Source organism: Cobetia sp. cqz5-12 (assembly GCF_016495405.1).
Classification (GTDB): Bacteria; Pseudomonadota; Gammaproteobacteria; order Pseudomonadales; family Halomonadaceae; genus Cobetia.
The window spans coordinates 3,884,081-3,905,460 of the sequence record NZ_CP044522.1 but is presented as its reverse complement, the minus strand read 5'-3'; the positions used below and the strand labels follow the sequence as shown (position 1 = coordinate 3,905,460).

Annotated in this window: 15 protein-coding genes and 3 tRNA genes; 7 read left to right on the top strand and 11 right to left on the bottom strand. The window is 64.7% G+C overall.

Annotated features, from left to right (window positions below):
* Window positions 1-134 precede the first annotated feature (134 nt).
* The 5 genes from F8A90_RS16160 to F8A90_RS16140 all read right to left on the bottom strand — a co-directional run bounded on the left by F8A90_RS16160 (window position 135) and on the right by F8A90_RS16140 (window position 2,198).
* Entirely contained in the window at window positions 135-1,100 is a 966-nt protein-coding gene (locus F8A90_RS16160; protein WP_200017936.1) for a tetratricopeptide repeat protein, read from the bottom strand.
* A gap of 134 nt (window positions 1,101-1,234) precedes the next feature.
* Window positions 1,235-1,714 (bottom strand): EVE domain-containing protein, encoded by a 480-nt coding sequence (locus tag F8A90_RS16155; RefSeq protein ID WP_200017934.1) that lies wholly within the window; start codon window positions 1,712-1,714, stop codon window positions 1,235-1,237.
* Between the two features lie 158 nt (window positions 1,715-1,872).
* A tRNA-Met gene (locus F8A90_RS16150) sits at window positions 1,873-1,949 on the bottom strand.
* A gap of 43 nt (window positions 1,950-1,992) precedes the next feature.
* Window positions 1,993-2,069 (bottom strand) — tRNA-Met (locus tag F8A90_RS16145).
* Between the two features lie 52 nt (window positions 2,070-2,121).
* Window positions 2,122-2,198 (bottom strand) — tRNA-Met (locus F8A90_RS16140).
* A 370-nt stretch (window positions 2,199-2,568) separates the two neighbouring features.
* Between F8A90_RS16140 and phbB the strand changes: the two genes are divergently transcribed.
* Window positions 2,569-3,315 (top strand): acetoacetyl-CoA reductase, encoded by a 747-nt coding sequence (gene phbB / locus F8A90_RS16135; protein WP_166017794.1) that lies wholly within the window; start codon window positions 2,569-2,571, stop codon window positions 3,313-3,315.
* A gap of 140 nt (window positions 3,316-3,455) precedes the next feature.
* On the opposite strand, the gene F8A90_RS16130 is transcribed toward phbB, so the two are convergent.
* Window positions 3,456-6,308, bottom strand: a complete 2,853-nt coding sequence (locus F8A90_RS16130) for a DUF349 domain-containing protein (RefSeq protein WP_200017932.1) — start codon at window positions 6,306-6,308, stop codon at window positions 3,456-3,458.
* 525 nt (window positions 6,309-6,833) lie between these two features.
* Between F8A90_RS16130 and minC the strand changes: the two genes are divergently transcribed.
* From minC to sbcB, 4 genes are all read left to right on the top strand, one after another.
* Complete coding sequence (gene minC, locus F8A90_RS16125) at window positions 6,834-7,592, top strand: septum site-determining protein MinC (protein WP_166017798.1); 759 nt, start codon at window positions 6,834-6,836, stop codon at window positions 7,590-7,592.
* An 82-nt stretch (window positions 7,593-7,674) separates the two neighbouring features.
* The gene (gene minD, locus F8A90_RS16120; protein WP_054557277.1) at window positions 7,675-8,493 is read left to right on the top strand and encodes a septum site-determining protein MinD; all 819 of its coding nucleotides are present in this window, start codon (window positions 7,675-7,677) and stop codon (window positions 8,491-8,493) included.
* Window positions 8,490-8,750, top strand: a complete 261-nt coding sequence (minE, locus tag F8A90_RS16115; RefSeq protein WP_043336475.1) for a cell division topological specificity factor MinE — start codon at window positions 8,490-8,492, stop codon at window positions 8,748-8,750. Before minD ends, minE begins: the two co-directional genes overlap by 4 nt.
* A 166-nt stretch (window positions 8,751-8,916) precedes the next feature.
* The gene (gene sbcB / locus F8A90_RS16110; RefSeq protein ID WP_176678103.1) at window positions 8,917-10,392 is read left to right on the top strand and encodes an exodeoxyribonuclease I; all 1,476 of its coding nucleotides are present in this window, start codon (window positions 8,917-8,919) and stop codon (window positions 10,390-10,392) included.
* Between the two features lie 164 nt (window positions 10,393-10,556).
* Here sbcB and F8A90_RS16105 read toward each other — a convergent pair whose 3' ends face one another.
* Window positions 10,557-13,541, bottom strand: coding sequence for an insulinase family protein (locus tag F8A90_RS16105; protein ID WP_233593364.1), 2,985 nt, complete (start codon window positions 13,539-13,541; stop codon window positions 10,557-10,559).
* A gap of 140 nt (window positions 13,542-13,681) precedes the next feature.
* Window positions 13,682-14,392 (bottom strand): SOS response-associated peptidase, encoded by a 711-nt coding sequence (locus tag F8A90_RS16100; protein ID WP_082388948.1) that lies wholly within the window; start codon window positions 14,390-14,392, stop codon window positions 13,682-13,684.
* 295 nt (window positions 14,393-14,687) lie between these two features.
* Here F8A90_RS16100 and F8A90_RS16095 point away from each other — a divergent pair, with 295 nt between their 5' ends.
* On the top strand, window positions 14,688-15,332 hold the full coding sequence (locus F8A90_RS16095; protein ID WP_166017802.1) for a TetR/AcrR family transcriptional regulator: 645 nt from the start codon (window positions 14,688-14,690) through the stop codon (window positions 15,330-15,332).
* Window positions 15,329-17,221 (top strand): MFS transporter, encoded by a 1,893-nt coding sequence (locus F8A90_RS16090; RefSeq protein ID WP_200017930.1) that lies wholly within the window; start codon window positions 15,329-15,331, stop codon window positions 17,219-17,221. The genes F8A90_RS16095 and F8A90_RS16090 overlap by 4 nt, the downstream gene beginning before the upstream one ends.
* A 129-nt stretch (window positions 17,222-17,350) precedes the next feature.
* Here the strand turns inward: F8A90_RS16090 and F8A90_RS16085 are convergent, their stop codons facing one another.
* The 3 genes from F8A90_RS16085 to F8A90_RS16075 form a co-directional block, all read right to left on the bottom strand.
* Window positions 17,351-18,586, bottom strand: a complete 1,236-nt coding sequence (locus F8A90_RS16085; RefSeq protein ID WP_200017928.1) for a multidrug effflux MFS transporter — start codon at window positions 18,584-18,586, stop codon at window positions 17,351-17,353.
* A gap of 318 nt (window positions 18,587-18,904) precedes the next feature.
* Window positions 18,905-20,182, bottom strand: coding sequence for an HlyC/CorC family transporter (locus F8A90_RS16080; protein ID WP_043336457.1), 1,278 nt, complete (start codon window positions 20,180-20,182; stop codon window positions 18,905-18,907).
* Between the two features lie 99 nt (window positions 20,183-20,281).
* A complete protein-coding gene (locus tag F8A90_RS16075; RefSeq protein WP_166017808.1) occupies window positions 20,282-21,079 on the bottom strand; it encodes a cytochrome C assembly family protein in 798 nt (265 codons plus the stop codon).
* Between the last annotated feature and the right edge of the window lie 301 nt (window positions 21,080-21,380).

Here is a 21,380-nt window from a genome sequence, read left to right as displayed (position 1 = left end):
AGCCCTTGAATCGGCGCGACGGCTGGCCCTCGATGACAAGGCCCCGCTTCCTTTACCGGAGGCGGGGCCTTGTCGTCTGCGTGGCTGTTCAGCTCATCAAGACGGTCAGCGGTGCGAGCAGCTCATCAGCACGATCAGTACATCAGAGCGAACAGTTGGCGGCGGAAGCGCACGGTCAGCTCATGGGTGGCGCCGAGGGCATCGAAGACACGCAGCAGCGTCTTGCGTGCCAGATCCTCGCCGTACTGGCGGTCGGTCTTCACCAGGCTGATCAGGGCATCCAGCGCCAGTTCGTAGTGGCCATCCGCCAGGTCACGCATGGCGCGCTGGTAGCGGGCTTCGCTGTCGTCCCGCTCGATCATCGCCTGCACCTCTTCGGGAGAGGGAGCCTCGGCGATGAAGTCGATGCGCGCACGCACGCCACGCGCCTGGGCGCCGTCACGGTCTTCCGGCTTGAGGGAGTCCAGCAGCTGGCGGGCTTCTTCACCATTGCCCTCGGCGACCAGCACCGAGGCGAGGTGGATGCGGTATTCCGGTGTGTCGGGGGATTCCTGCGCCAGTTGCTGATACAGCGCCTTGGCGGTGACGAGGTCGCCGCTTTCCAGCGCAGTAGCTGCCTGCTCTGAAAGGCTGGGGCCTGCCCCTGCCGCCGGCTGGACCTTGTGCTGCTCGAGGAACTGGCGAATCTCGGCTTCCGGACGCGCGCCGGTGAAGTTGCCTGCCAGACCGCCCTGGATGACCAGCTTGACGTCCGGCACCGAGCGTACGCCCAGCTGGGCGGCGATGTCCTGCTGCTCCTCGGCGTTCAGCTTGGCCAGGATGAAGCCACCCGCATATTCACGTGCCAGCTTCTCGAGGATCGGTGTCAGGACGAGGCAATGCTCACTCTGCGGCGACCAGCAATCCAGCAGTACCGGCACTTGCTGTGAGGCTTCCAGTACCTGCTGAAGATTGCTCATGTCCACATCGATGATGTAGGTGTTGGCGTCTTCTGCCTGGCGCGGTGCACTGGCGGCACCGCCGCCGACCACCCCTTGTGGCTGGGCGGCGGTGGTGTCATTGCCGGTCAATGGCTGGCCGGTATTGGGATCGATGATCATGGTGCATGCCCCGAAATTCTGTCTGCGATTCAAGGCTCGCGCGCGAGCCGGTTGGCCTGATGATGCGGCCCGTCGCAGTGGAGTTCAAGGCGCTGCCGGACACTTCCTCACGTGCGCGCCCCGGGCGCGTCGGTTCATGGCAGCAGAGTGTCGCCGGCCAGGCTGGCGATGCAGGCAGCTTCGCTCTCGCTGAGCGGCATCACGGACAGGCGTGCACGGCGCACCAGGTGGCTGTCCGCCAGCTCGGGCCGGGCCTTCAGGCGCGCGATGGGCAGGGAGTTGCGCAGCGGGCGAAGGTAGCTCAGACGCGGGGCGACCCAGCGTGGAGGCTTGTCGGCATCGATGTCCGCCACCTGACGTGGGTCGAAGCCCTTGTGCTCGGGGTCACTGGCCGTCGGGTCGGGCAGGGCGAGTTCGCTGACGACAGCCAGTCCGACCACTGCAGGTACCTTGCAGCTGGAGTGCTGGATGAGCACGACATCACCGAGCTGCATCTCGCGCAGGAAGTTGCGCGCCTGATAGTTGCGCACGCCATCCCATAGCGCCGGTGTTTCGCGGCGCAGGTCATCCAGCGAGAAGGCATCGGGTTCGGTCTTGACCAGCCAGTGACGCATGCAGGCACTCCCTTGGGGCTGACGTGATGAGTGGGAAGGTGATGGGCGTTGAGAAAGGGACAAGCGAGGTCCGGGCGCTGGCCTCAGCGATATCCTCGCACAGGAATTTCACGCATACGAAAAAGGCCTGATGCATGGCATCAGGCCTTTCGAATTCTTGGTAGCGGGGACCGGATTTGAACCGATGACCTTCGGGTTATGAGCCCGACGAGCTACCAGACTGCTCCACCCCGCAACACTGGGTACTGCCTTTGCTCCAACTCTGACGCATCAGAGGTTGGTAGCGGGAACCGGATTTGAACCGATGACCTTCGGGTTATGAGCCCGACGAGCTACCAGACTGCTCCATCCCGCAACATCACGTTGGTGTCTGACCAGCAATTGCCTGATAGGCAACGATTTGTCAGTGGTAGCGGGGACCGGATTTGAACCGATGACCTTCGGGTTATGAGCCCGACGAGCTACCAGACTGCTCCACCCCGCATCAACGTGGGGCGTAGTATAAGGATATACAGTGCTGCGTCAACCGTTATCCCGTAATTGGCGCAAACTTCTCGTGCCCGGTGAGTCGTCACCAACCCGTCTGCGTGCCTCGAGCGATTATCGGCATCTTGTGTGAGAGATCTGCTACATACATTCCCGCTGCATCCTGTCCATACTGAGGAGGACGCGCCTCGCGCAGGCGGATGGCAGGCGTCACAGAGTGCACGATTGTCATCAGGCTGTTAGAGACGCGGGTCATTGTTGTCGTTGCAGGCATTCTCGTTTTCTCAGGGCGGGGGTGTCCGCAGATTCGCCAAGCTGTGCCCAAGCCAAGGACACAGGACGTTCCAGGATTAGGGAGACACAATAAGATGACTCAAACAGCACCCGTCGCATGGGTTACCGGTGGTACCGGTGGCATTGGTTCCGCCATCTGCCGCGAGCTGGCGAACCAGGGGTATCAGGTAATTGCGGGTTACAGGAACAAGGAAAAGGCAGAGGGGTGGCTGACGGAACAGCGCGCTGCCGGGTTCGAGAACATCGCACTGTCCGGCATCGAGCTGGACAACTTCGAAGCCTGTCAGGCAGGCGTCAACGAAATCCGCGAGCGCTTCGGTCCAATCGCGGTACTGGTCAACTGCGCCGGCATCACGCGTGATACCTCCATGCGCAAGATGAGCTATGAGCAGTGGCGCGAAGTCATCAACTGCAACCTCGACAGCGTCTTCAATACCTGCCGTGCCGTCATCAATGACATGCTGGAGCACAAGTACGGCCGCATCGTGAACATCTCCTCCATCAATGGCCGCAAGGGCCAGTTCGGCCAGGTCAACTACTCGGCCGCCAAGGCGGGCATGCATGGCCTGACCATGGCCCTGGCGCAGGAAACCGCGACCAAGGGCATCACCGTCAACACTCTGTCGCCGGGCTATATCGCCACCGACATGATCATGAAGATCCCCGAAGAGATCCGTGAATCGATCCGCGAGACCATCCCGGTCAAGCGCTACGGCCAGCCGGATGAGATCGCACGCGCGGTTGCCTTCCTGGCCGACGAGAAATCCGGCTTCATCACCGGTGCCAACCTGGACATCAATGGCGGTCAGTTCATGGGCTGATGCTCTGTGATAGCGCGAGCCAGAACAGGGTTGGCACCCGGCCCCGCCTGACGAGAGAATGAAAAAGCCCCCGTCTCGAGAGAGGCGGGGGCTTTTCGTTGCGTTACTCGCTCAGGCGTCAACGGTTCAGGCGTGCTGGCTCAGTGATTGAACAGCGCATCGAAGCGCGGCAGCTCGGTCTGCCAGGCGTCCCAGTCCAGCGGACCGTTGGCGAGCAGCGCATCCAGCACCTCATCCAGCTCTTCTTCACGCTCCATGCGCTCACCCAGCTGCTGGTTGATGCGCGCGACCTGCACGGTCAGGCGGCGTGATTCATCTTCGCTGCCCAGCGGGGCCTCGAACAGAATGGCCAGGTGAACACGCAGCTCGGCCAGGCGCTCGTTGGCAGCGCTGCAGTTGCTCGGCAGGGCCTGGCGCATCTGGTTGCGCGCCGCATTGGCCTGACGGCTGTTGTCGTCGAAGGCCGAGGTGTTCGGCAGCTCGACATCCTGCACGTCGCCGTTGCGCGCGCTGGCATCCGCCACGGCGTGCTGCTCGAGCAGATCACGCCATTGCTGCCATTCCTCGCGCAATTGCAGGGCGTGCAGTTCATCCAGACGCTGCTCGCGACGCTTGAGAATGCCGGTCCAGCGACGACGCATGCCGTCGCCCCGCTTGCCACGCGGAAGCGGGCCGAGGGTGTCGGCTTCCTTCAGGGCGTCATCGAGCAGTGCGGCGTCTTCCAGCGTCTCCGGCTCCCAGTTGTCGAGGCGCTCGATCAGCGCCTGCCACTGATCCAGGCGGGCCTGCTCGCGGCTGTCGCGGTCTTCGCGGTCCTGATCGCGTGCGGCGAAGATACGATCGCACGCCGCGCGGAAGGCGGCCCACAGACGTTGTTCTTCGCCCTTGGGCGCGCGGCCCATCTCGCGCCAGCGACTCTGCAGTGCCTTGGCCTGTTCGGCACGGGCACGTGCCGGCGAGTCCTCATTGGCCAGCGTCTCGACGGCGTCGACCAGTGCCTGCTTGGCGGCGGCGATCTGGCCTGCACGGCTGTCGATCAGCCCCTGCAATGCGGTCAGCGCCTCACCGAAGCGATGCGACAGCTGGCGACCGGGGCCCGCGGGCACCGGCGTGTGGCGCCGCCATTCCTCACGGGCGCGATCACGGATCTGGCGCAGGGAGTCGGGGTCGGCATCATCCATGGCGTGGCCGTTGAGCGATTCGAGTTGCTCGCAGAGCGCTTCGCGCATGGCCAGATTGTGTTCACGCAGCTGCTTGCGCGATTCACGGTAATCCCGCAGGCGCAGCTTGATGGCGTCAGAGGCGGTGCGGAAGGCCTGGCTAGCATCGCGGCTGGCGGCCGCATCACCCAGTTCACGCCATTGCTGAATCAGCTGCTGATGCTGGCGGTCACGCTGCTCATCGCTGATGTCTTCGCGCTCGCTCAGGGTGGTGATGGCCTCGAGCAGCTGCTCGCGCTTGGGCGCCGCGACGAAGTTCTGCCAGTCACGGAGTTCCGCGACACGTGCGCCCAACTGGCGCAGGCGTGTCTGGCGGGCATTGTCGAGCTGGCCTTCGGTGCGATCGCGCAGCGAGCGATGCAGACGGCTGGCCGGCTTGAGCTTGCCGGCATCGAGATCCGCTTCCAGGCGTGCCAGTTCGGCATCCAGCGCTTCCAGGTCCAGGCTCGCCTTGCGCGCAGTGCTGTCGGCCTCGCGGGAGGCATCAGCCGACTCGGCGTCTGGTGCAGGGCTGCCATCGACCGCGTCTTGCTCTTGCGCCGCCTCTGTCGGCTCTTCCGGCTGTGCCGCGCTGATCGCCTGACGCACAGCGCTCAGGCTGGCGGTCTGCGGCAGACCCGCAGGCCAGGCCACTTCGCTTTCCAGGCGACGCAGCTGGTCGATGTCATTGTCGATCAGCGCGGCATCCAGCTCGCCCTGGCACAGCTGATGGCGATGCCAGGCGTCGAGTGCATCCTGCAGCTGCTGTTGCAGGCGCTGCTGACGTTCGAGCAGTTCGGCCGGGGCCGAGAACTGGTCGGTCAGCTCGCGCCAGCGCTCTCCCTGCAGGCGGCGTTGGGCCTGCAGGCTGGCGAAGTCGTGATCATTGACGCAGTCGCGGCTGTAGAGGTCTTCCCTCGCCTGGTCCACGGCGCTGAGAATCTCTTCCAGGTGCGTATTGAGGTTGGCGCTCAGACGCTCATGGGCGCGAATGGCTTCCTCGCGGGCCTCATGGTCGCTGATGACCTTGTGCGCCTGCTGACGTGCCTCTTCGAAGCGCTGCTGGATGTCGTAGTCCGCGGCCGGCAGACGCTCCCACTCGCGCAGCAGCGAGCGGTAACGCGAGGGCACGCTGTCTTCCCATGCCTGACGCGGCAGCTTTTCCATCTGGCGCAGCAGGTTGTCGCGGCTGGCGGCCAGCGCATCGGCCTGCTGGGCATCGGCACGACGCCGAGCGAGGGTGTCGCGCGCCTGACGCTGCACGTGACGATCACGCTTGGCATCACGTACCAGACGCTCGAGACCGGCCTGGCTGGTGATGCGGGCGGCAGCGGCATGACGCACGGCAGCGATGGTGTTGTGGCAGGCCTGGTGGATCAGCGCCTCTTCATCTTCCAGACGGCTCAGTGCCGTCAGGCGAAGTTGCTGGTTGTCGCCGCGAGCCGCCACGGCGGACAGCAGCTCGCGATCGTCCAGGCGCGCGACCAGCTGTTCACGGCTCAACAGAGAGGGCGCATCCTGGCCGCCGCTCAAGAGTTCGATCAGGCGCTCGCGTACCAGGCCATCGGCGCGGTCGAGCAGTGGCAGCAGACGCTCGGGAGATTGCATGCGCGTCAGGGCGGCATGGCGGACTTCCAGAGCATCATCTTCGAGAATCAGGGTTTCCAGGATCTTGCGCTGGTCTGGAATCTCCGGATCAAGCTGGTCAGTGGCAGCGGAGCGAATGGCAGGGTTGGCGTGTTGCCAGCGAGGAGTGAACAGGCGGCCAGTGAGGCGGGAGAGCAGTCCGGTCATGAGAGAGCGGTTATCCAGGCAAAAAATAGAGGGGCGCAACAATTGGCCGCACACTCGGCGGGTGCAATCGGGTGGGCACGACGGAGTGGGCGGAGTGACGGCGCATGAATTTCGTCACCCCGCTATCTTACCAGTCACAGCCCCCTGTTGTGTGGTATCGCATGTCGATCGATGTGCCTTATTGCACGCGCGCGGCGGCGTGCAGGGCGACCGGCGGCGGGTGTCAGGTCGGCAAGTGAGCCACGTCGTAGGCTCGCGACACCTGACAGTGCCTGCTGCTGGCCGTATCATCAGTTGCAGCACTGTGTTCGCTCACATAGTTTTGTACGTTACCGCTATGCCATTCAGTGTCTGTCATTCATGCTCGGCGCCTATCAAGCAGTCGCTGTGCCGTGTGCGACGGCGAGCTATGTTATTCAGGTGGCCTTTCCCATCGAGGGTCGCCTTGAGGATGCCGTGAACAGCACGGGCATCATCAAGAGTGTCGGAGGGCTTCGACACTCATTACGCAACCGGAGTCAGGTCATGAGTCTCAGTACGGACAGGGCCCCTCAGGCCTTCACCTTCAAGGGCGGCATGCTGCCGATGACGGTCATGGAGCTGGTCAGCGGTGATCCGGAGCAGATCCGTGCTCAGCTGGCCAGCAAGCTCAGCCAGTCGCCGGCCTTCTTTCAACATACGCCGGTGGTGCTGAGCGTCGAGAAGCTCGACGAGCCGCATCTGGCGCTGGAGCGCATCTGTGCCGTCTGCCGTGGCCACAAGCTGCTGCCGGTCGCGGTGCGTGGCGGTGGAGACCCGGTGCGTCAGTCCGCCTGGGCGTTGGGGCTGGGGTGGTTCCCGCCGCAGGAGAATCGCGGGCGCTCCCTCGAGTCCGTGCCGCCGGTGGCCGCTGAGCCGGTCGCCGAGCCTGCCGACACAGTCGCGGACAGCGCGGCCGAGAAAGCGGAGCCAGCCCATGCCAGCAAGGTGTATCGCGGTACGGTGCGCTCGGGCCAGCAGGTCAGCGCACCGGAGGGCGATCTGGTCATCATCGGTGCGGTGAATGCCGGCGCCGAGATCCTGGCCGCCGGCAGCGTGCATATCTATGGCGCTCTGCGTGGCCGCGCGCTGGCCGGTATCCATGGCGATCGCAATGCCAGCATCTACTGCAAGGAACTGCACGCCGAGCTGCTCTCGGTGGCCGGAACCTACAAGCGGCTCGATGACATCGACAATCGCCTGCTGGGTGCCAATGTCGAAGTCGTGCTTGAACACGATCAACTCTGTATCGCACGACTCGGCTGACCCCAGCACTGTGTTCTGAACGATATCCAATATTTACAGGTGATCCTCGCTCGGCGAGGGACTCTCAGCAAGGAAGATACCTTTGGCCAAGATTATCGTAGTGACGTCAGGCAAGGGCGGAGTCGGCAAGACGACCAGCGCCGCCGCCATTGCCACCGGACTGGCTTTGCGCGGCAACAAGACCGTAGTGATCGATTTCGATGTGGGCCTGCGTAACCTGGACCTGATCATGGGCTGCGAGCGCCGTGTGGTCTATGACCTGGTCAACGTCATCCAGGGCGAAGCCAATCTCAAGCAGGCCCTGATCCGCGACAAGCGCATCGACAACCTGCACATCCTTCCGGCCTCCCAGACCCGTGACAAGGACGCGCTGACGCTGGAAGGCGTCGAGAAGGTGCTCGACGCGCTGCGCGAGGAGTTCGACTACGTCATCTGTGACTCGCCGGCCGGTATCGAGCGTGGTGCCCAGCTGGCGATGTACTTCGCTGACGAGGCCGTGGTGGTGACCAACCCGGAAGTCAGCTCGGTACGTGACTCCGACCGCATCATCGGCCTGCTGTCTTCCAAGACGCGTCGCGCCGAGAATGGCGACACCCCGGTGCGTGAACACCTGCTGATCACCCGTTACCATCCGGCGCGCGTCACCGGCGGTGACATGCTCAACCTGACCGATATCCAGGAAATCCTGTCGATCCCGCTGATCGGCCTGATTCCGGAGTCCGACGCCGTGCTGCGCGCGTCCAACCAGGGTGTGCCGGTCACGCATGACCAGAAGAGCGATGCCGGCCAGGCGTACGTGGATTGCGTGTCCCGCCTGTTGGGCGAGGAAGTGCAGCTGCGTTTCCATGAAGTCGAGAAGCGCGGACTGCTGGCCAGAATGTTTGGAGGGGGGCGCAAGTGAAATTACTGGATTTTCTGAAGCGAGAGCGCAAGAAGACCGCCAATGTCGCCAAGGAGCGGCTGCAGATCATCGTCGCGCACCAGCGCAGCCAGCGTGACCAGCCGGATTACATGCCGATGCTGGAGCGAGAGCTGCTCGAGGTGATTCGCAAGTATGTGCAGGTCGACCAGGATGCCATCAACATCTCGCTGGACCGCGAAGACGACTGCTCGGTGCTGGAACTCAACGTCACTCTGCCGCGCCCCGGCGAGGCCTGAGTTCGCGGGGCGTCGGGTGCCTGCCACCTGAGGCGTTGCCGAGCGTGCACCGTCTGCGACGCCCCGACCCAGCCCATGTCCATTGCCTGCCAGAGCACCGTGCCAGCCTTGCTGGAGACGGTGCTCTGGCACGTTCATTTTTCGACCGCCCGCGTGGAGACATCCTGTGGCAGAGCCCACCTTCCTGTGGCACGACTACGAGACCTTCGGCGCCGACCCGCGCCGTGACCGTCCTTCGCAGTTCGCGGCCATCCGTACCGATGCTGACTTCAATGAGATCGGCGAGCCGCTGACCCTCTATTGCAAGCCGGCCGATGACTTCCTGCCCCAGCCGATGGCATGCCTGATCACCGGCATCACCCCGCAGCAGGCCGAGCGTCGCGGCATTCCCGAGGCCGAGTTCGCCGGGCGCATCAATGACGAGATGAGCGTGCCGGGGACCTGCACGCTGGGCTACAACAGCCTGCGCTTTGATGATGAAGTCAGCCGTCATCTGTTCTACCGCAACTTCCTCGATCCCTACGGACGCGAGTGGCAGAACGGCAATTCGCGCTGGGACCTGATCGATGTTGTGCGCGCCTTCCATGCCCTGCGCCCGGAAGGCATCGAATGGCCCAGGCGAGAAGATGGTGCACCCAGCTTCCGTCTGGAGCACCTGACGGCGGCCAATGGTATCGAGCACGCCGGCGCGCATGACGCGCTGGTGGATGTGCGCGCCACCATCGCGCTGGCACGCCTGCTCAAGTCGCGCAATGCACGGCTGTTCGATTATCTGCTCAAGCTGCGCAACAAGCGCCATGTCGCCAGTCTGCTGGATATCGGCGCACGCAAGCCGATGTTGCACATCTCGCGTCGCTATCCGGCCTCGCGGGCCTGTGGCGCACTGGTGGTACCGCTGGCGGAGCATCCTTCGAATGCCAATGGCGTGATCGTCTATGACCTCTCGGTCGACCCGGCGCCGTTGATGGAGCTGTCACCGGAAGAGATCCGAGCCCGTGTCTTCGCCAGTGCCGATGACCTCGCGGAAGGCGAGGAGAGGATTCCGCTCAAGGTCATCCATCTCAACAAGAGTCCGGTACTGCTGCCGGCCAATGCGCTCAAGGATGTGTCCGGGCCGCATGAGGGCGAGTACGGCGAGATCGCCGCCCGCTTCAAGATCGACCCCGCCCAGTGTCGCGTGCACTGGAAGTGGCTGAAGGACAACGCCGGTGTCGGCGTGAAGGTGGCGCAGGTATTTGCCGAGGCGCCGCCGGCCGGTCCGGCCGATCCGGACCTGATGCTCTACTCCGGTGGCTTCTTCTCGCCCGCGGACCGCAAGGAGATGGAGCGGGTACGCGCCACCCATCCCGAGGCGCTGGACGATACGCCGTTTGCCTTCCAGGATGGTCGGCTCGAGGAGATGCTGTTCCGCTATCGTGCGCGCAGCTACGGCTACACGCTCAACTCCGCCGAGCGCGAACGCTGGGAGCAGTGGCGCTGGGAGCGCATGAACGATGAGCAGGTCGCGAGCCTGACCGTGAAGGGCTTCGTCAGCGAGATCCAGCGGCTGGCCCAGAGCGAACAGGACCCGGACCGCGTGCAGATTCTCGAAGAACTGGCGATGTACGTGGAAGGCATCATGCCGCCACAGGCCTTCGGCTGATGAGGGGCTAGCCGGCCCGCTGTGCTTGCCGGCAAGGCATGAAGGAACAAGACCCCGACGCGGTGATTGAACTGCACCTCGTCGGGGTCTTGTCGTTTCAGGCGCCCGGCCGGTGAGGGCCAGCGCTTTGTTTGCCCGTCAAGCCGCTGGCGGGCTGTCGAGACTCAATGCTGAGCATTGCCGCTGGCCTCGGCAGAGGGTGCCGCCAGGGTCGCGCCTGTCTCGGCGCGCGGTGCCTCGGGCAGCGGCGGCAGGTCCAGTTCCGTGAGGCGCTGCTCGAAGTCGCTGGGCGTGCCAGGGTCGAAGGCCAGTTCCAGCGCGCTGGAGTCATTCAGCTGCTGCCAGATGGCGCGGATATCCTGCGCGCTGACCTGCTCGACGGCCGCGACCAGTTGCTGGCGACGGTCAAAGCCTGTCCAGCCGAAGCTCAGCTCGCTCCAGTTGCGCGCTGCCAGCTCGGACAGCTTGCGTGGCTTCTGGGTCAGGCTGTCGACGACGGCGTCACGGTAGCTGGCAAGCGCTGCCTCATCCAGCGACTGCACGCGGCTGTCGAAGCGGGTGAGGAAGGCATCCATGCGCGAAAACAGCGTCTTGCTGTCCTTGGACGGCGACTGCACCAGCAGGCTGAGCCCCGGCGCATCGAGCATGGGCGAATAGCGCGCGGAGACGATATAGCCGAGTTGCTCCTCGGTGCGCAGCTGGCTGTAGAAGGGCGCTTCAAGCAGCTGACCCAGCACCGCGATGCGTGCCTGGGTCTGCAGCGTACGGTCCTTGCCCTGCAGGTAGCGCAAGGCGCCGGCATCGCCGCGTGTGCTGTCCGGGCGCAGCACCGTGTGCTGTGTGACCTGACGCACTTCCAGGTCTGGCACCGCCTCGCGCGTGATGCGCGGCGCGAGCCCGTTGATCACCAGCTGGCCGGTCTCGCGGGCCTGGTCGGCGGTCAGATTGCCGGTCACCATCGCCTGCACGTGCAGCTTGGCAAGGAAGCGCTTGCGGAAGTTGTCCAGTGACTGGGCGTCGATCTTGTCCAGAGCCGCCAGCTGTTGCTCGGCGGTGCTCGGCAGACCGACCAGCGTTTCGCTGAGACTGCGGCCCAGGCGCGTGTAGAGCGGTGCCTGAACGCGGTTCTGCAGGCTGCGGCGCAGGCGTTGCGTGATGCGCTCCAGGGGGGCGGGGGCCATCTCGCCATTCACCAGCTGATCGAGCACTTCGCGCATTTCCGGCTGCTGGCCATCCCGCCAGCCACTGAACTGCAGCGTGATGCCACGCCCATGCGCGTAGACCAGCGCGTCCTGCCCTGCCAGGCGTGCCGGATACAGACGTGCGTTGAGGCTGTCATTCAGCCACGCCGCCAGCACCTGACTCATGGCCTGGTCTTCCACCGAGCGACTGACGTCGGGATTGAGCAGGCCGAAGCGCCATTCAGCTTTCGGCACGCCGAAGCTTGCATCGCCCTGATACCAGAGCTCGGCACCGGGCTCATCGATCAACTGGCTCGGCATGGCGTCGGGCAGGTCGAGTACGCGGAAGTCCTTGGCCAGATAGGGGTTGGGTCTGGGCAGCGCCAGTTGGCTGGCCAGGGTGTCGTCGCCGGCGGTCTGAGCAGCGGCATCCGCCGTCAGACGCGTCAGGGTGTAGGGCGCCTTGAACCACTCGCCCTGCTGATCCCCCTCCACCTGCGGGCCGGAGTAGACCTCGAGCAGGTTGTCGGGGGTCAGGCGAGCGAGGGTGTCCTGGATCAGGTCCGGGTCGAAGTCATGCATCAGGTAGGGCGCCGCCAGCACGTCCTCGATCGGGTAGCGCGTCATCATCATCGCCAGATTGCTGGCCAGATTGACCGGCGAGCTGCGCTGCTGGAAGCGGAAGCTCTGCTCGCCCAGCTGCGCCTGCTCGGTATAGCGCCAGTCGTTGATGCCCTCAGCGCGGATCAGGGCCAGGTAATCGAACAGCGCGGCACGGATCTGTGTCTGATGCTGCGCGCCCTCCGGGGTCAGGCTGATGTCGACGCTGAGCAGGGCATGCTCGCCATCACTGAGGCCACCGCCGGCCGAGAGGCCATCTGCCCAGCCCTTGTCCTTGAGCACCGCTAGCAGACTGCCTTCGCCCTCATGGCCGATCAGGTTGGCCAGGTAGCTGACCGGCTGTGAGCGGTAGTGGGCGATCGGATCGTCGATGGGGAACATGAACGACAGCTTGCGCTCCTGCTTGAGCGCCTTGACCTCGAGGCGTGCCGGCAGCTCGTCACCGCTGGCCAGGGGCGTGGTGATCTCGGGGCGCGACAGTCCACGGTCGGGCACATCACTGAAGTTGTCACGGGCCAGCTGTTCGAGCGTTTCCAGCGACTGCGGCCCGACCAGTGACAGGCGCATCACATTGGCGCCGTAGTGAGCCTGATAGAAATCGACCAGGCGCTGGCGCAGGCTACCGGCCTCGGTGTCCTTGAGGGTCTCGAGGCTGCCGACACTGAAGCGGTTGAAGGGGTGTTCCGGGTTGAGGGCCGCTTCGACAGCCTCGTAGATGCGCCGACCATCGTCCTGCAGGCGTGCCTGATACTCGGAATTGACCGCATGGCGCTCGCGATCCACGTAGTCGGCGTTGAACTGCGGGGCGACGAAGAAGCGCGCAAAGCGCGGCAGTGCCTCCTCGAAGGCATCCGGGTCGATGTCGAAGAAGTAGTTGGTGTCCTGGCTGGCGGTGAAGGCGTTGTGCTGGCCGCCATGCTTGGTGATGAAGTCCTGGTAGGCATCCGGATCCGGATAGCGATCGGTGCCGAGGAACAGCATGTGTTCCAGGAAGTGCGCCAGCCCCGGGACGTCGTCGGGATCCTGGGCGCTGCCGACTTCGACATCGACGGCGGCGGCGGCCTTGTCGGCCTTGGCATCACTGACCAGCAGGACCTTGAGCCCGTTGTCGAGGGTCAGGCTGCGATAGAGCCGCTGATCATTCTCGCTCTTGATGACGGGGCTGGTCTGCTCGGCTCTGGCGGGCACCGCGCTTGAGGCTGAGTTGGCAGCCGGCGCGAGGGACGATGCGGGTGCAGAACCCGGGCGGGCATCGGCATGACTGATGGCTGGTGCCAGGCCACTCATGATGATGGCGGCAATGGCCGTGCTCAGTGCAAGAGGGCGAAATCCTGAAGGCAGTGACATCTTCTCTCCTGATTCATGCCACCGCTGCTCGGGCAGGTGGCGCTGACTCGGTGATGGTTCTCATTGGGCGAACATGCGCGTGAGGCGGTAGAGCGATGCAGTGCCGCCATCCTCGATACGTGCCGTCGGCGCAGGCGGATTCAGGTCAGCATCGGGCCGGTGGGGTGGGCGACGCTCCACTCCTGATGCTCGGGGTCGTTGACGAGCCGTGCGACCGGAAAGGCGGCCAGGCTGGCATTCGGCGTCAGCATGCTGCGTACCGTCTCCAGTGGCGTCTCGGCATTCAGCCAGTCGCGTACCTGATGCGGCGCGATCACGGCGGGCATGCGATCGGTCAGGCGTGACGTGACCCCGGCACACTCGACACTGATCAGCGCGAAGCTGTCGCGACCCTCGGGGGGCAGCCCCTCCATCAGGGGGGCGCTGAAGTGACGCGTCCACAGGGCGGCCAGCAACAGCGGTGCGCGGGTCGGGTGCGTGACCAGAAACGGCTGCTTCATGCGCGGTTGTTCCTTCCACACATAGACACCGCCGACGGGGATCAGTGCCCGCTGGCTGATGAACGACTCGCGGAACATGCGTCGCGTTTCCAGCGACTCTGCACGTGCCACGTGGGGGGCGTGATCCATGATCTCCAACCAGCTGGGTGTCAGGCCCCAGAGTGCAGGCACCAGTCGCAGGCGGGGGCCTTCCAGACGCAGCATCGAGGCGGGCATGCGCGGGGCGCGATTGGCGCTGACCAGCAGTTCGCTGCGCAACTGGCGTTCGAGCGCGGGAGTCGCCAGCGACCCGAACAGTTCGTCGGGGGGCAGGTCAGCAGGGTAGGGGGGGATATACAGACGACCGGCCACGGGAATCCTTTGAGGCGATGAGGCGAAGGGAACATGCAGCGGCAGCTGCTGCCTGAGATGGGGTGTGGATCGCGCTGCACGCCACGGATGCCAGCATGCCACACCTTGGTGGTGCTTGCGTTTGTGCTCAGTCTCGATATGCTGGACGGAAACACTGTTCGATTCAATGACCGATACGGGGTGCTCCAAGAGATGCCCGCAAGGCGTCGCAACCCTTTGCCCACCCGTGCTGTCCGAACACACACCGCGTCAGATTCGCTACGCGGTAACGCATCTCAAGCATCAGAGGAATTCGATGGCCCGTCCACGTCAGCATGCACCGGAAGCGCTGCATGCGCGGGTAATGGAGACCTGCGATGAATGGCTCAAAGCGCAGCCCGTTCACGCCCTGTCTCTGCGCAACCTGGCTCGCGAAGTCGGTTGTGCGCCCAGCACCCTGCTCAAGCTCTATGGCAGCTTCGGCAACCTGCTCCAGCACGTCAATCTGGCGACGCTGGACAGGCTGCGCGATGCGATAGCCGGACAGGAGACGCCGAGTCCTTCGGAGCGCCTCAAAGCCCTGGCGCGCGCCTACTGGGGTTTCGCCCAGCGCGACCCTTACCGCTGGCAGCTGCTGTTCGACTTCCCGCTCGCCCAGGAAGGGGAGCTGGACCAGCGTCAGAACGCGATGATCGAAGGGCTGTTCGAACGCGTGGAGGTGGCTTTGGTCGAGTACGCCCCACGCGTCGAGTCCGTCGAGGCCAAGCGCATGGCACGCACGCTGTGGGGTAGCGTGCACGGTCTGGTGCAGCTGGGCATGAACGAGCGTCTGGGCCTCTGGCAGGGGCAGCCACTGGAAGTGACGGAGCTGCTCGATCAGTTGCTGGACACCATGTTGGCGGGGCTCAAGGTACGCAGCGAGGCTGCGTGTGCGGGGGATGCCACGGAAGCTGGCAAATGAGTCGAGAACTGCTCCGGCGACCCCGCTTCGCACCCTTCTTCTGGACCCAGGCCCTCGGGGCCTTCAATGACAATCTGTTCAAGAACGCCTTGCTGCTGCTGATGACCTTCGTGGTCATCGAGCAGCGGGGCTGGGACACCGGTATCGTCAACAACCTGGCGGCCGGTCTGTTCATCCTGCCTTTCCTGCTGTTCTCCGCCTGGGGCGGCCTGTTGGCTGACCGCCTCGACAAGCAGCGCCTGATCGTGCGACTCAAGTGGCTGGAGCTGGCTACCATGAGCGTGGCGGCCGGCGCCTTGATCTTCGAAGCCTGGGAGTTGCTGCTGGCGCTGCTGTTCATGATGGGCACCCAGTCGGCACTCTTCGGCCCGGTCAAGTACGCCATCCTGCCCCAGCACCTCAAGCCGGATGAGCTGGTCAGCGGCAATGCCTGGGTCGAGCTAGGCACCTTCCTCGCCATCCTGGTCGGTACCCTTGCCGCCGCGGCCTTGATGGCACTGGGCGGCGAGCTGGCACGCTGGGCGCTCTCCGCGTCGCTGGTCTCGCTGTCCCTTCTTGGCGTGATGGCGGCCGGCAGGATTCCGTCGGCACCCTCCGCTTCGCCCGGCCCCGTGCCGTGGCGTCCGCTCTCCGGCAGCATCGCGGTGATGCGTGAAGGGCTGAGCAATCGCCGGCTACGCTGGGCGCTGCTGGGCATCAGTGCCTTCTGGTTCCTCGGCGCCAGCTATCTGACGCAGTTGCCGGCCTATGCGCGCGATATCGTGCATGGGGCCGAAGGGGCGACCTCTGCCTTGCTGGCGGCCTTCGCCATCGGCATCGGGCTGGGATCGCTGGCCTGCGAGCGAGTCTCGCGCGGGCGTCTCGAGACGGGGCTGGTGCCCTTCGGCGCGCTGATCATCTTCGCTGGCGGGCTGGACCTTGCCCTGCGCCCGGCGCTGGCCGAGGCACAGATGGCCACGCCGCTGATCGAGCTGCTGGGCATCGCCGGTTTCTGGCGCATGTGGCTGGATCTCGGTGTCATCGGTTTCGGCGGCGGCCTCTATATCGTGCCGCTTTACACCCTGCTGCAGATCCGCAGTCCTGAAGATCACCGCGCGCGCATGATCGCCGCCAACAATGTGCTCAATGCGCTGCTGATGGTGCTGTCGGCCGGTGCCGGCATTCTGGTGCTGGGCGTGATGGGGCGCGATATTCCGGACTTCCTGCTGTTGCTGTCCCTGATCAGCGGGCTGATCGCGGTGGTCTGCATGCTGCGTGACCCGCGGCCCTTCCTGCGCCTCAATATCTTCATCCTCATCCACCTGATGTATCGCCTGCATCTCAAGGGTCGCTGGCGGATACCGGCGGAAGGGGCAGCGCTGGTGGTGTGCAATCACGTCAGCTTCATGGATGCGCTGATTCTGGGCGGGGCCAGTCCGCGGCCGCTGCGTTTCCTGATGGATGCCGAGATCTATCACTCGCCGTGGCTGAAATGGTTCTTCCGCATCGCCGGGGCGATTCCGGTGGATTCCTCACGCAAGGACCCGGCAGGGGTGCGCCGTTCGCTGGAGGAAGTCGGCAAGGCGCTGCGCGAGGGAGAAGTCGTGATGATATTCCCCGAGGGCAAGCTGACGCGTGACGGTGAGGTGGGGCGCTTCCGGCGCGGGCTGGAGCTGATTCTGGCGCGTGACCCGGTGCCGGTGATTCCGATGGCACTGGGTGGTCTGTGGGGGTCCTGGTTCTCCCACGGCGGCGGGCCTGCCTTCGCCAAGTTTCCGCGACGCCTGCGCGGGCGGGTAGAGCTGTGTGTCGGGCGTACCTTCGACCCTGCCGGCACCAAGGCAGTGGAGCTCGAAGAGGCCGTGCGTGATCTGCATCGCAAGGCGACGCGCCTGGCGCGCTCCCGTTAACCGCTGGTCTCTCACTCTTTTCAGCGCTGCATGAAAATGCCGCCCATGCCGACACGATCGTCAGGCAGGGGCGGCATTTCACGTTCTGGCGACCAGTGGATGGTCACTGGCGTCGAGCGCGGCGTCGCGTCAGTCGCTGGACTGCTCGGAGGGCGCGGTGTGGCGCGTGACCCAGAAGCCGAAGACGCCGATGGTCCAGGCGCCCAACATGACCAGCGGCACCGCCAGCATGTCATCGCCGCTCAGCCACAGGCTGGCCAGGGCGCCATAGAGGCCGCCGCCGAGATACAGCACCGTGCCGGAGATGGCATTGGCAGCGCCGTGGCCACGTGTGAACAGCGACTGGTAGTCGGCCATCACGTTGGGCGTGATCATGCCGCCGGCGCCCAGCACGAACAGGATGCCCGGAATTAGTGTGGCGACCTGGACGTTGTCGGTGATGACCAGCGAGATCAGCCAGGTGATGCCGATCCCCTGCATGCACAGCGCCATCTGAACCAGCTTGCGTGTGCGCAGATGCTTGAGGCCGAAGTGGTTGAGACGGTTGCCGATCAGCATGGCGACGACATTGGCGCCGAAGGCCAGCGCGAACTCACCGGGGGTCAGCCCCAGCACGCCCTGATAGAGATAGCTCGCGTTGGTCAGGAAGGTGAACATGATGCCGGGGCCGCACAGCAGCAGCATCAGGTGCCCGGGCACGCCGCGCGTGGTCAGCACCCTGCGATAGCTGGCCAATGCGCCGCGCAGGCTGAGCGGTGAACGCTCGCTGGCAGGCAGGGTCTCCGGTAGCCACTGGCGAATGGCGACTCCGGCGATCACGCCATAGACGGCCAGGCCGATGAAGACCATCTGCCAGGTGCTCAGCGCCAGGATGAGGGCGCCGAGGCTGGGGGCGACCAGCGGTGCTGCCATCAGCACCATCATGACGTTGGTCATCAGGCGCGCGGCGTCCTTGCCGGTCGCGACATCGCGCACCACGGTGCGAGAGACGCCGCCGGTCATGCCGGTCGCGATCCCCTGCAGGACACGGAAGACCATCAGCCATTCCAGGCTATGCGTCATGGCGCAGCCGAGACTCGCGATCAAGAACAGCACGATGCCGCCCAGCGCGATCGGGCGACGTCCCAGGCTGTCCGACAACGGGCCACCACTCAGCTGACCGAAGGCGTAGCCGGCCAGAAAGAAGGTGATGGTCAGGCCGAGGCGGGAGTGATCGACACCGAATTCCGCGGCCATGGCGGGGATCGCGGGCAGGAAGGCATCCATCGATAGCGGGGCGAGCGCCACCATCAGGGCCAGCAGCACGGTGAAGTGAGGTTGTCGATGCAGGGCGGGAGTCGCCGTTGGGGCGGAAGCTGAAGTCATGAGGGCCATTCGAAGGTTGTGGGGCATTGCAGGGGGAGCGGTGATTCAGCCTGCTCTGGCGCAGGTCCGTGGCGTCTGGCGCTGGCGGGCAGCGCGAACGCGCACAGCATAGCGTGGGTTCGGGCCGCTTGCGTGTCGTGGTCTGCAACACCGTATTGCAGCTGGTTCTTGCACCTGAGCAGCTGCGTCTGAGCACCCGCAAATGAGCACCTGCAAATGAGTGCCTGGGCGAATTGGCGTGCCCCAGACGCGACAGGCCCGCCAATTGGCGGGCCTGTCGTCGAGAGTGCCGTGCTGCGTGGCAACGCGCATGGCGCGTCAGCTGCGCGTGGTGCGAGCCGCCTGCCAGCAGCGTGCCGAGGTGATCTGGTTGTCCTTCACCTGCTGGATCTCGATGCGCGTGGTGCCGATGGCGAGACTGGCCGGGGCATCGGGGAATGATTCCAGGTGCTCCAGAATCAGGCCGTTGAGCGTCTTGGGACCGTCAGTCGGCAGCTGCCAGCCGATGGCCTTGTTGATCTCGCGGATGTTGGCGGTGCCCTCGATCACGTAGCTGCCGTTGTCCTGCGGGTGGATCTCCTGATGCGTACCGGCGACATCAGTGGTGAACTCGCCGACGATCTCCTCGAGGATGTCCTCCAGCGTCGCCAGCCCCTGCACATCGCCATACTCGTCGACCACGATGCCGATGCGACGCTTCTGCTTCTGGAAGTTGAGCAGCTGGGTATGCAGCGGCGTGGATTCCGGGATGAAGTAGGGCTCGCGGGCTTCCTGGATGATGGAGGCCTTGGTGACCTCGTCCAGCGACAGGAAACGCGCCGCGTTGCGCAGGTGCAGGATACCGATGATGTTGTTGATGTCACCCTTGTAGACCGGCACCCGCGTGTGCTGACTGGCGCGGATATGGCTGAGGATGATGTCGAGATCATCGTCCAGGTCGATGCCGAAGATCTCCTGACGCGGCACCATGATGTCATCGACGGTGACGTTCTCGAGATCGAGAATCGACAGCAGCATGCCCTGGTGGCGCCGCGGGATCATGCTGCCGGCTTCGTGGACCACGGTGCGCAGCTCGTCGCGGGTCAGGCTGTCGGCGCCGCCGCTGACATCGCGCACGCCGAACAGGCGCAGCAGGCCATTGGAGATGCCATTGACCAGCCAGACCAGCGGGTAGAGCAGCTTGAGCAACGGTTCCAGCACCAGCGAGGCCGGATAGGCGATGCGTTCCGGATTCACGGCGGCCATGGTCTTGGGCGTCACTTCGGCAAAGATCAGCACCACGATGGTCAGCACGGCGGTCGAGACGGCCGGGCCCGAGACATCACCGAAGTAATGGATCGCGATGATGGTCGCCAGCGAGGCGGCCAGGTTGTTGACGAAGTTGTTGCCGATCAGGATGACGCCGATCAGGCGGTCCGGGCGGGAAAGCAGGCGGGTAACACGCTTGGCGCCGCGCTCACCGCCCTTGGCGCGGTGACTGAGACGGTAGCGGTTGATCGACATCATGCCGGTCTCGGAACTCGAGAAGAAGGCAGACAGGATGATCAGGATGACCAGTAGGCCGAACAGCAGCCCCAACGGGGTGTCGTCGCTCAAGAGTGAAGGGTCCTCGGTGGCGGATTTAGGCGCATGATACTGACACGCTCGCTGCAATGCATCAGGCGCAGCGAGCGATCTCTGTCGGGGTGGCAGGGCTTAGTGGGAAAATACCACTTGCAGCACGAACTTGGTGCCGAAGAAGGCCAGCGCCAGTACCAGGCAGCCGCCCAGTGTCCAGCGGGCGGCACGCTGGCCGCGCCAGCCCAGTACGTGATGCCCGAACAGCAGCACGGCGAAGATGATCCAGGCGCCGAGGCTGAGCACCGTCTTGTGCGCCAGATGCTGGGCGAACATGTTGTCCAGATAGATGGTGCCGCTGATGATCGACACGCTGAGCAGGATCATGCCGGCCCAGATCAGCTCGAACAGCGCACGTTCCATGCTGGTCAATGCCGGCAGCACCTGGACGATGCCGCGGGTATGACGTTTCTTGAGCGCGTGCTGTTGCAGCGACAGCAGTCCGGCCTGCATGGCCGCGATGCTGAAGAAGGCCAATGCGGCTACCGAGGTGAAGATGTGGGCGACCAGACCGGGGGAGAGCGGATTCTCGGTGGTGGCGCTCGGCAGGTTCATCACGCCGAGCACGCAGGCGGCGGCGACCGGGAACAGCGCCGCGCCCCCGGCGATCACCGGCTTGAACAGGCTGGCGACGACCAGCAGCAGGCAGATGGCCCAGCTGACCAGCGACGCGCTCTCGAACAGTCCGAGGTGCAGCGCGCCGCCGTGGTTGAGCGTGACCCAGACGATCACGGCATGGCAGGCGATGGCGATCAGCGCCAGACTGCGCACCAGACGCGTGCGTGCCGGAACGCGGCGTGTCAGGGTAAGGCCCTGCCAGAGGCCGGCGCCGAGATAGAAGATGATGGCCAGAAAGGCAAAAGGCAGAGCCTGCATGTGCTGTTGTCCAGGTGCCGGAGGGTAGCGGGAGATCAGGCCTCGCTTGAGGCACTGTCTATCTGCAGAGACTATACCGAATGCGCCGCCGGGATTGCATCCACTCGCGGTGTCCTGTCGCGTGTTCTCGCGGGCGATGAGGCCTGCGCGGCGACAGACTCCGTATTGCATGACGATTGTCGGCACTGTCTCCTGCAGGCATGTCATCACCAGGATGGCGACTTGCAAGCCTTGCATGCATGGAGACACGGCCGCCCTGTGCGTATAATGCGCGACAGGATAACCATTCACGCGCTGGGGC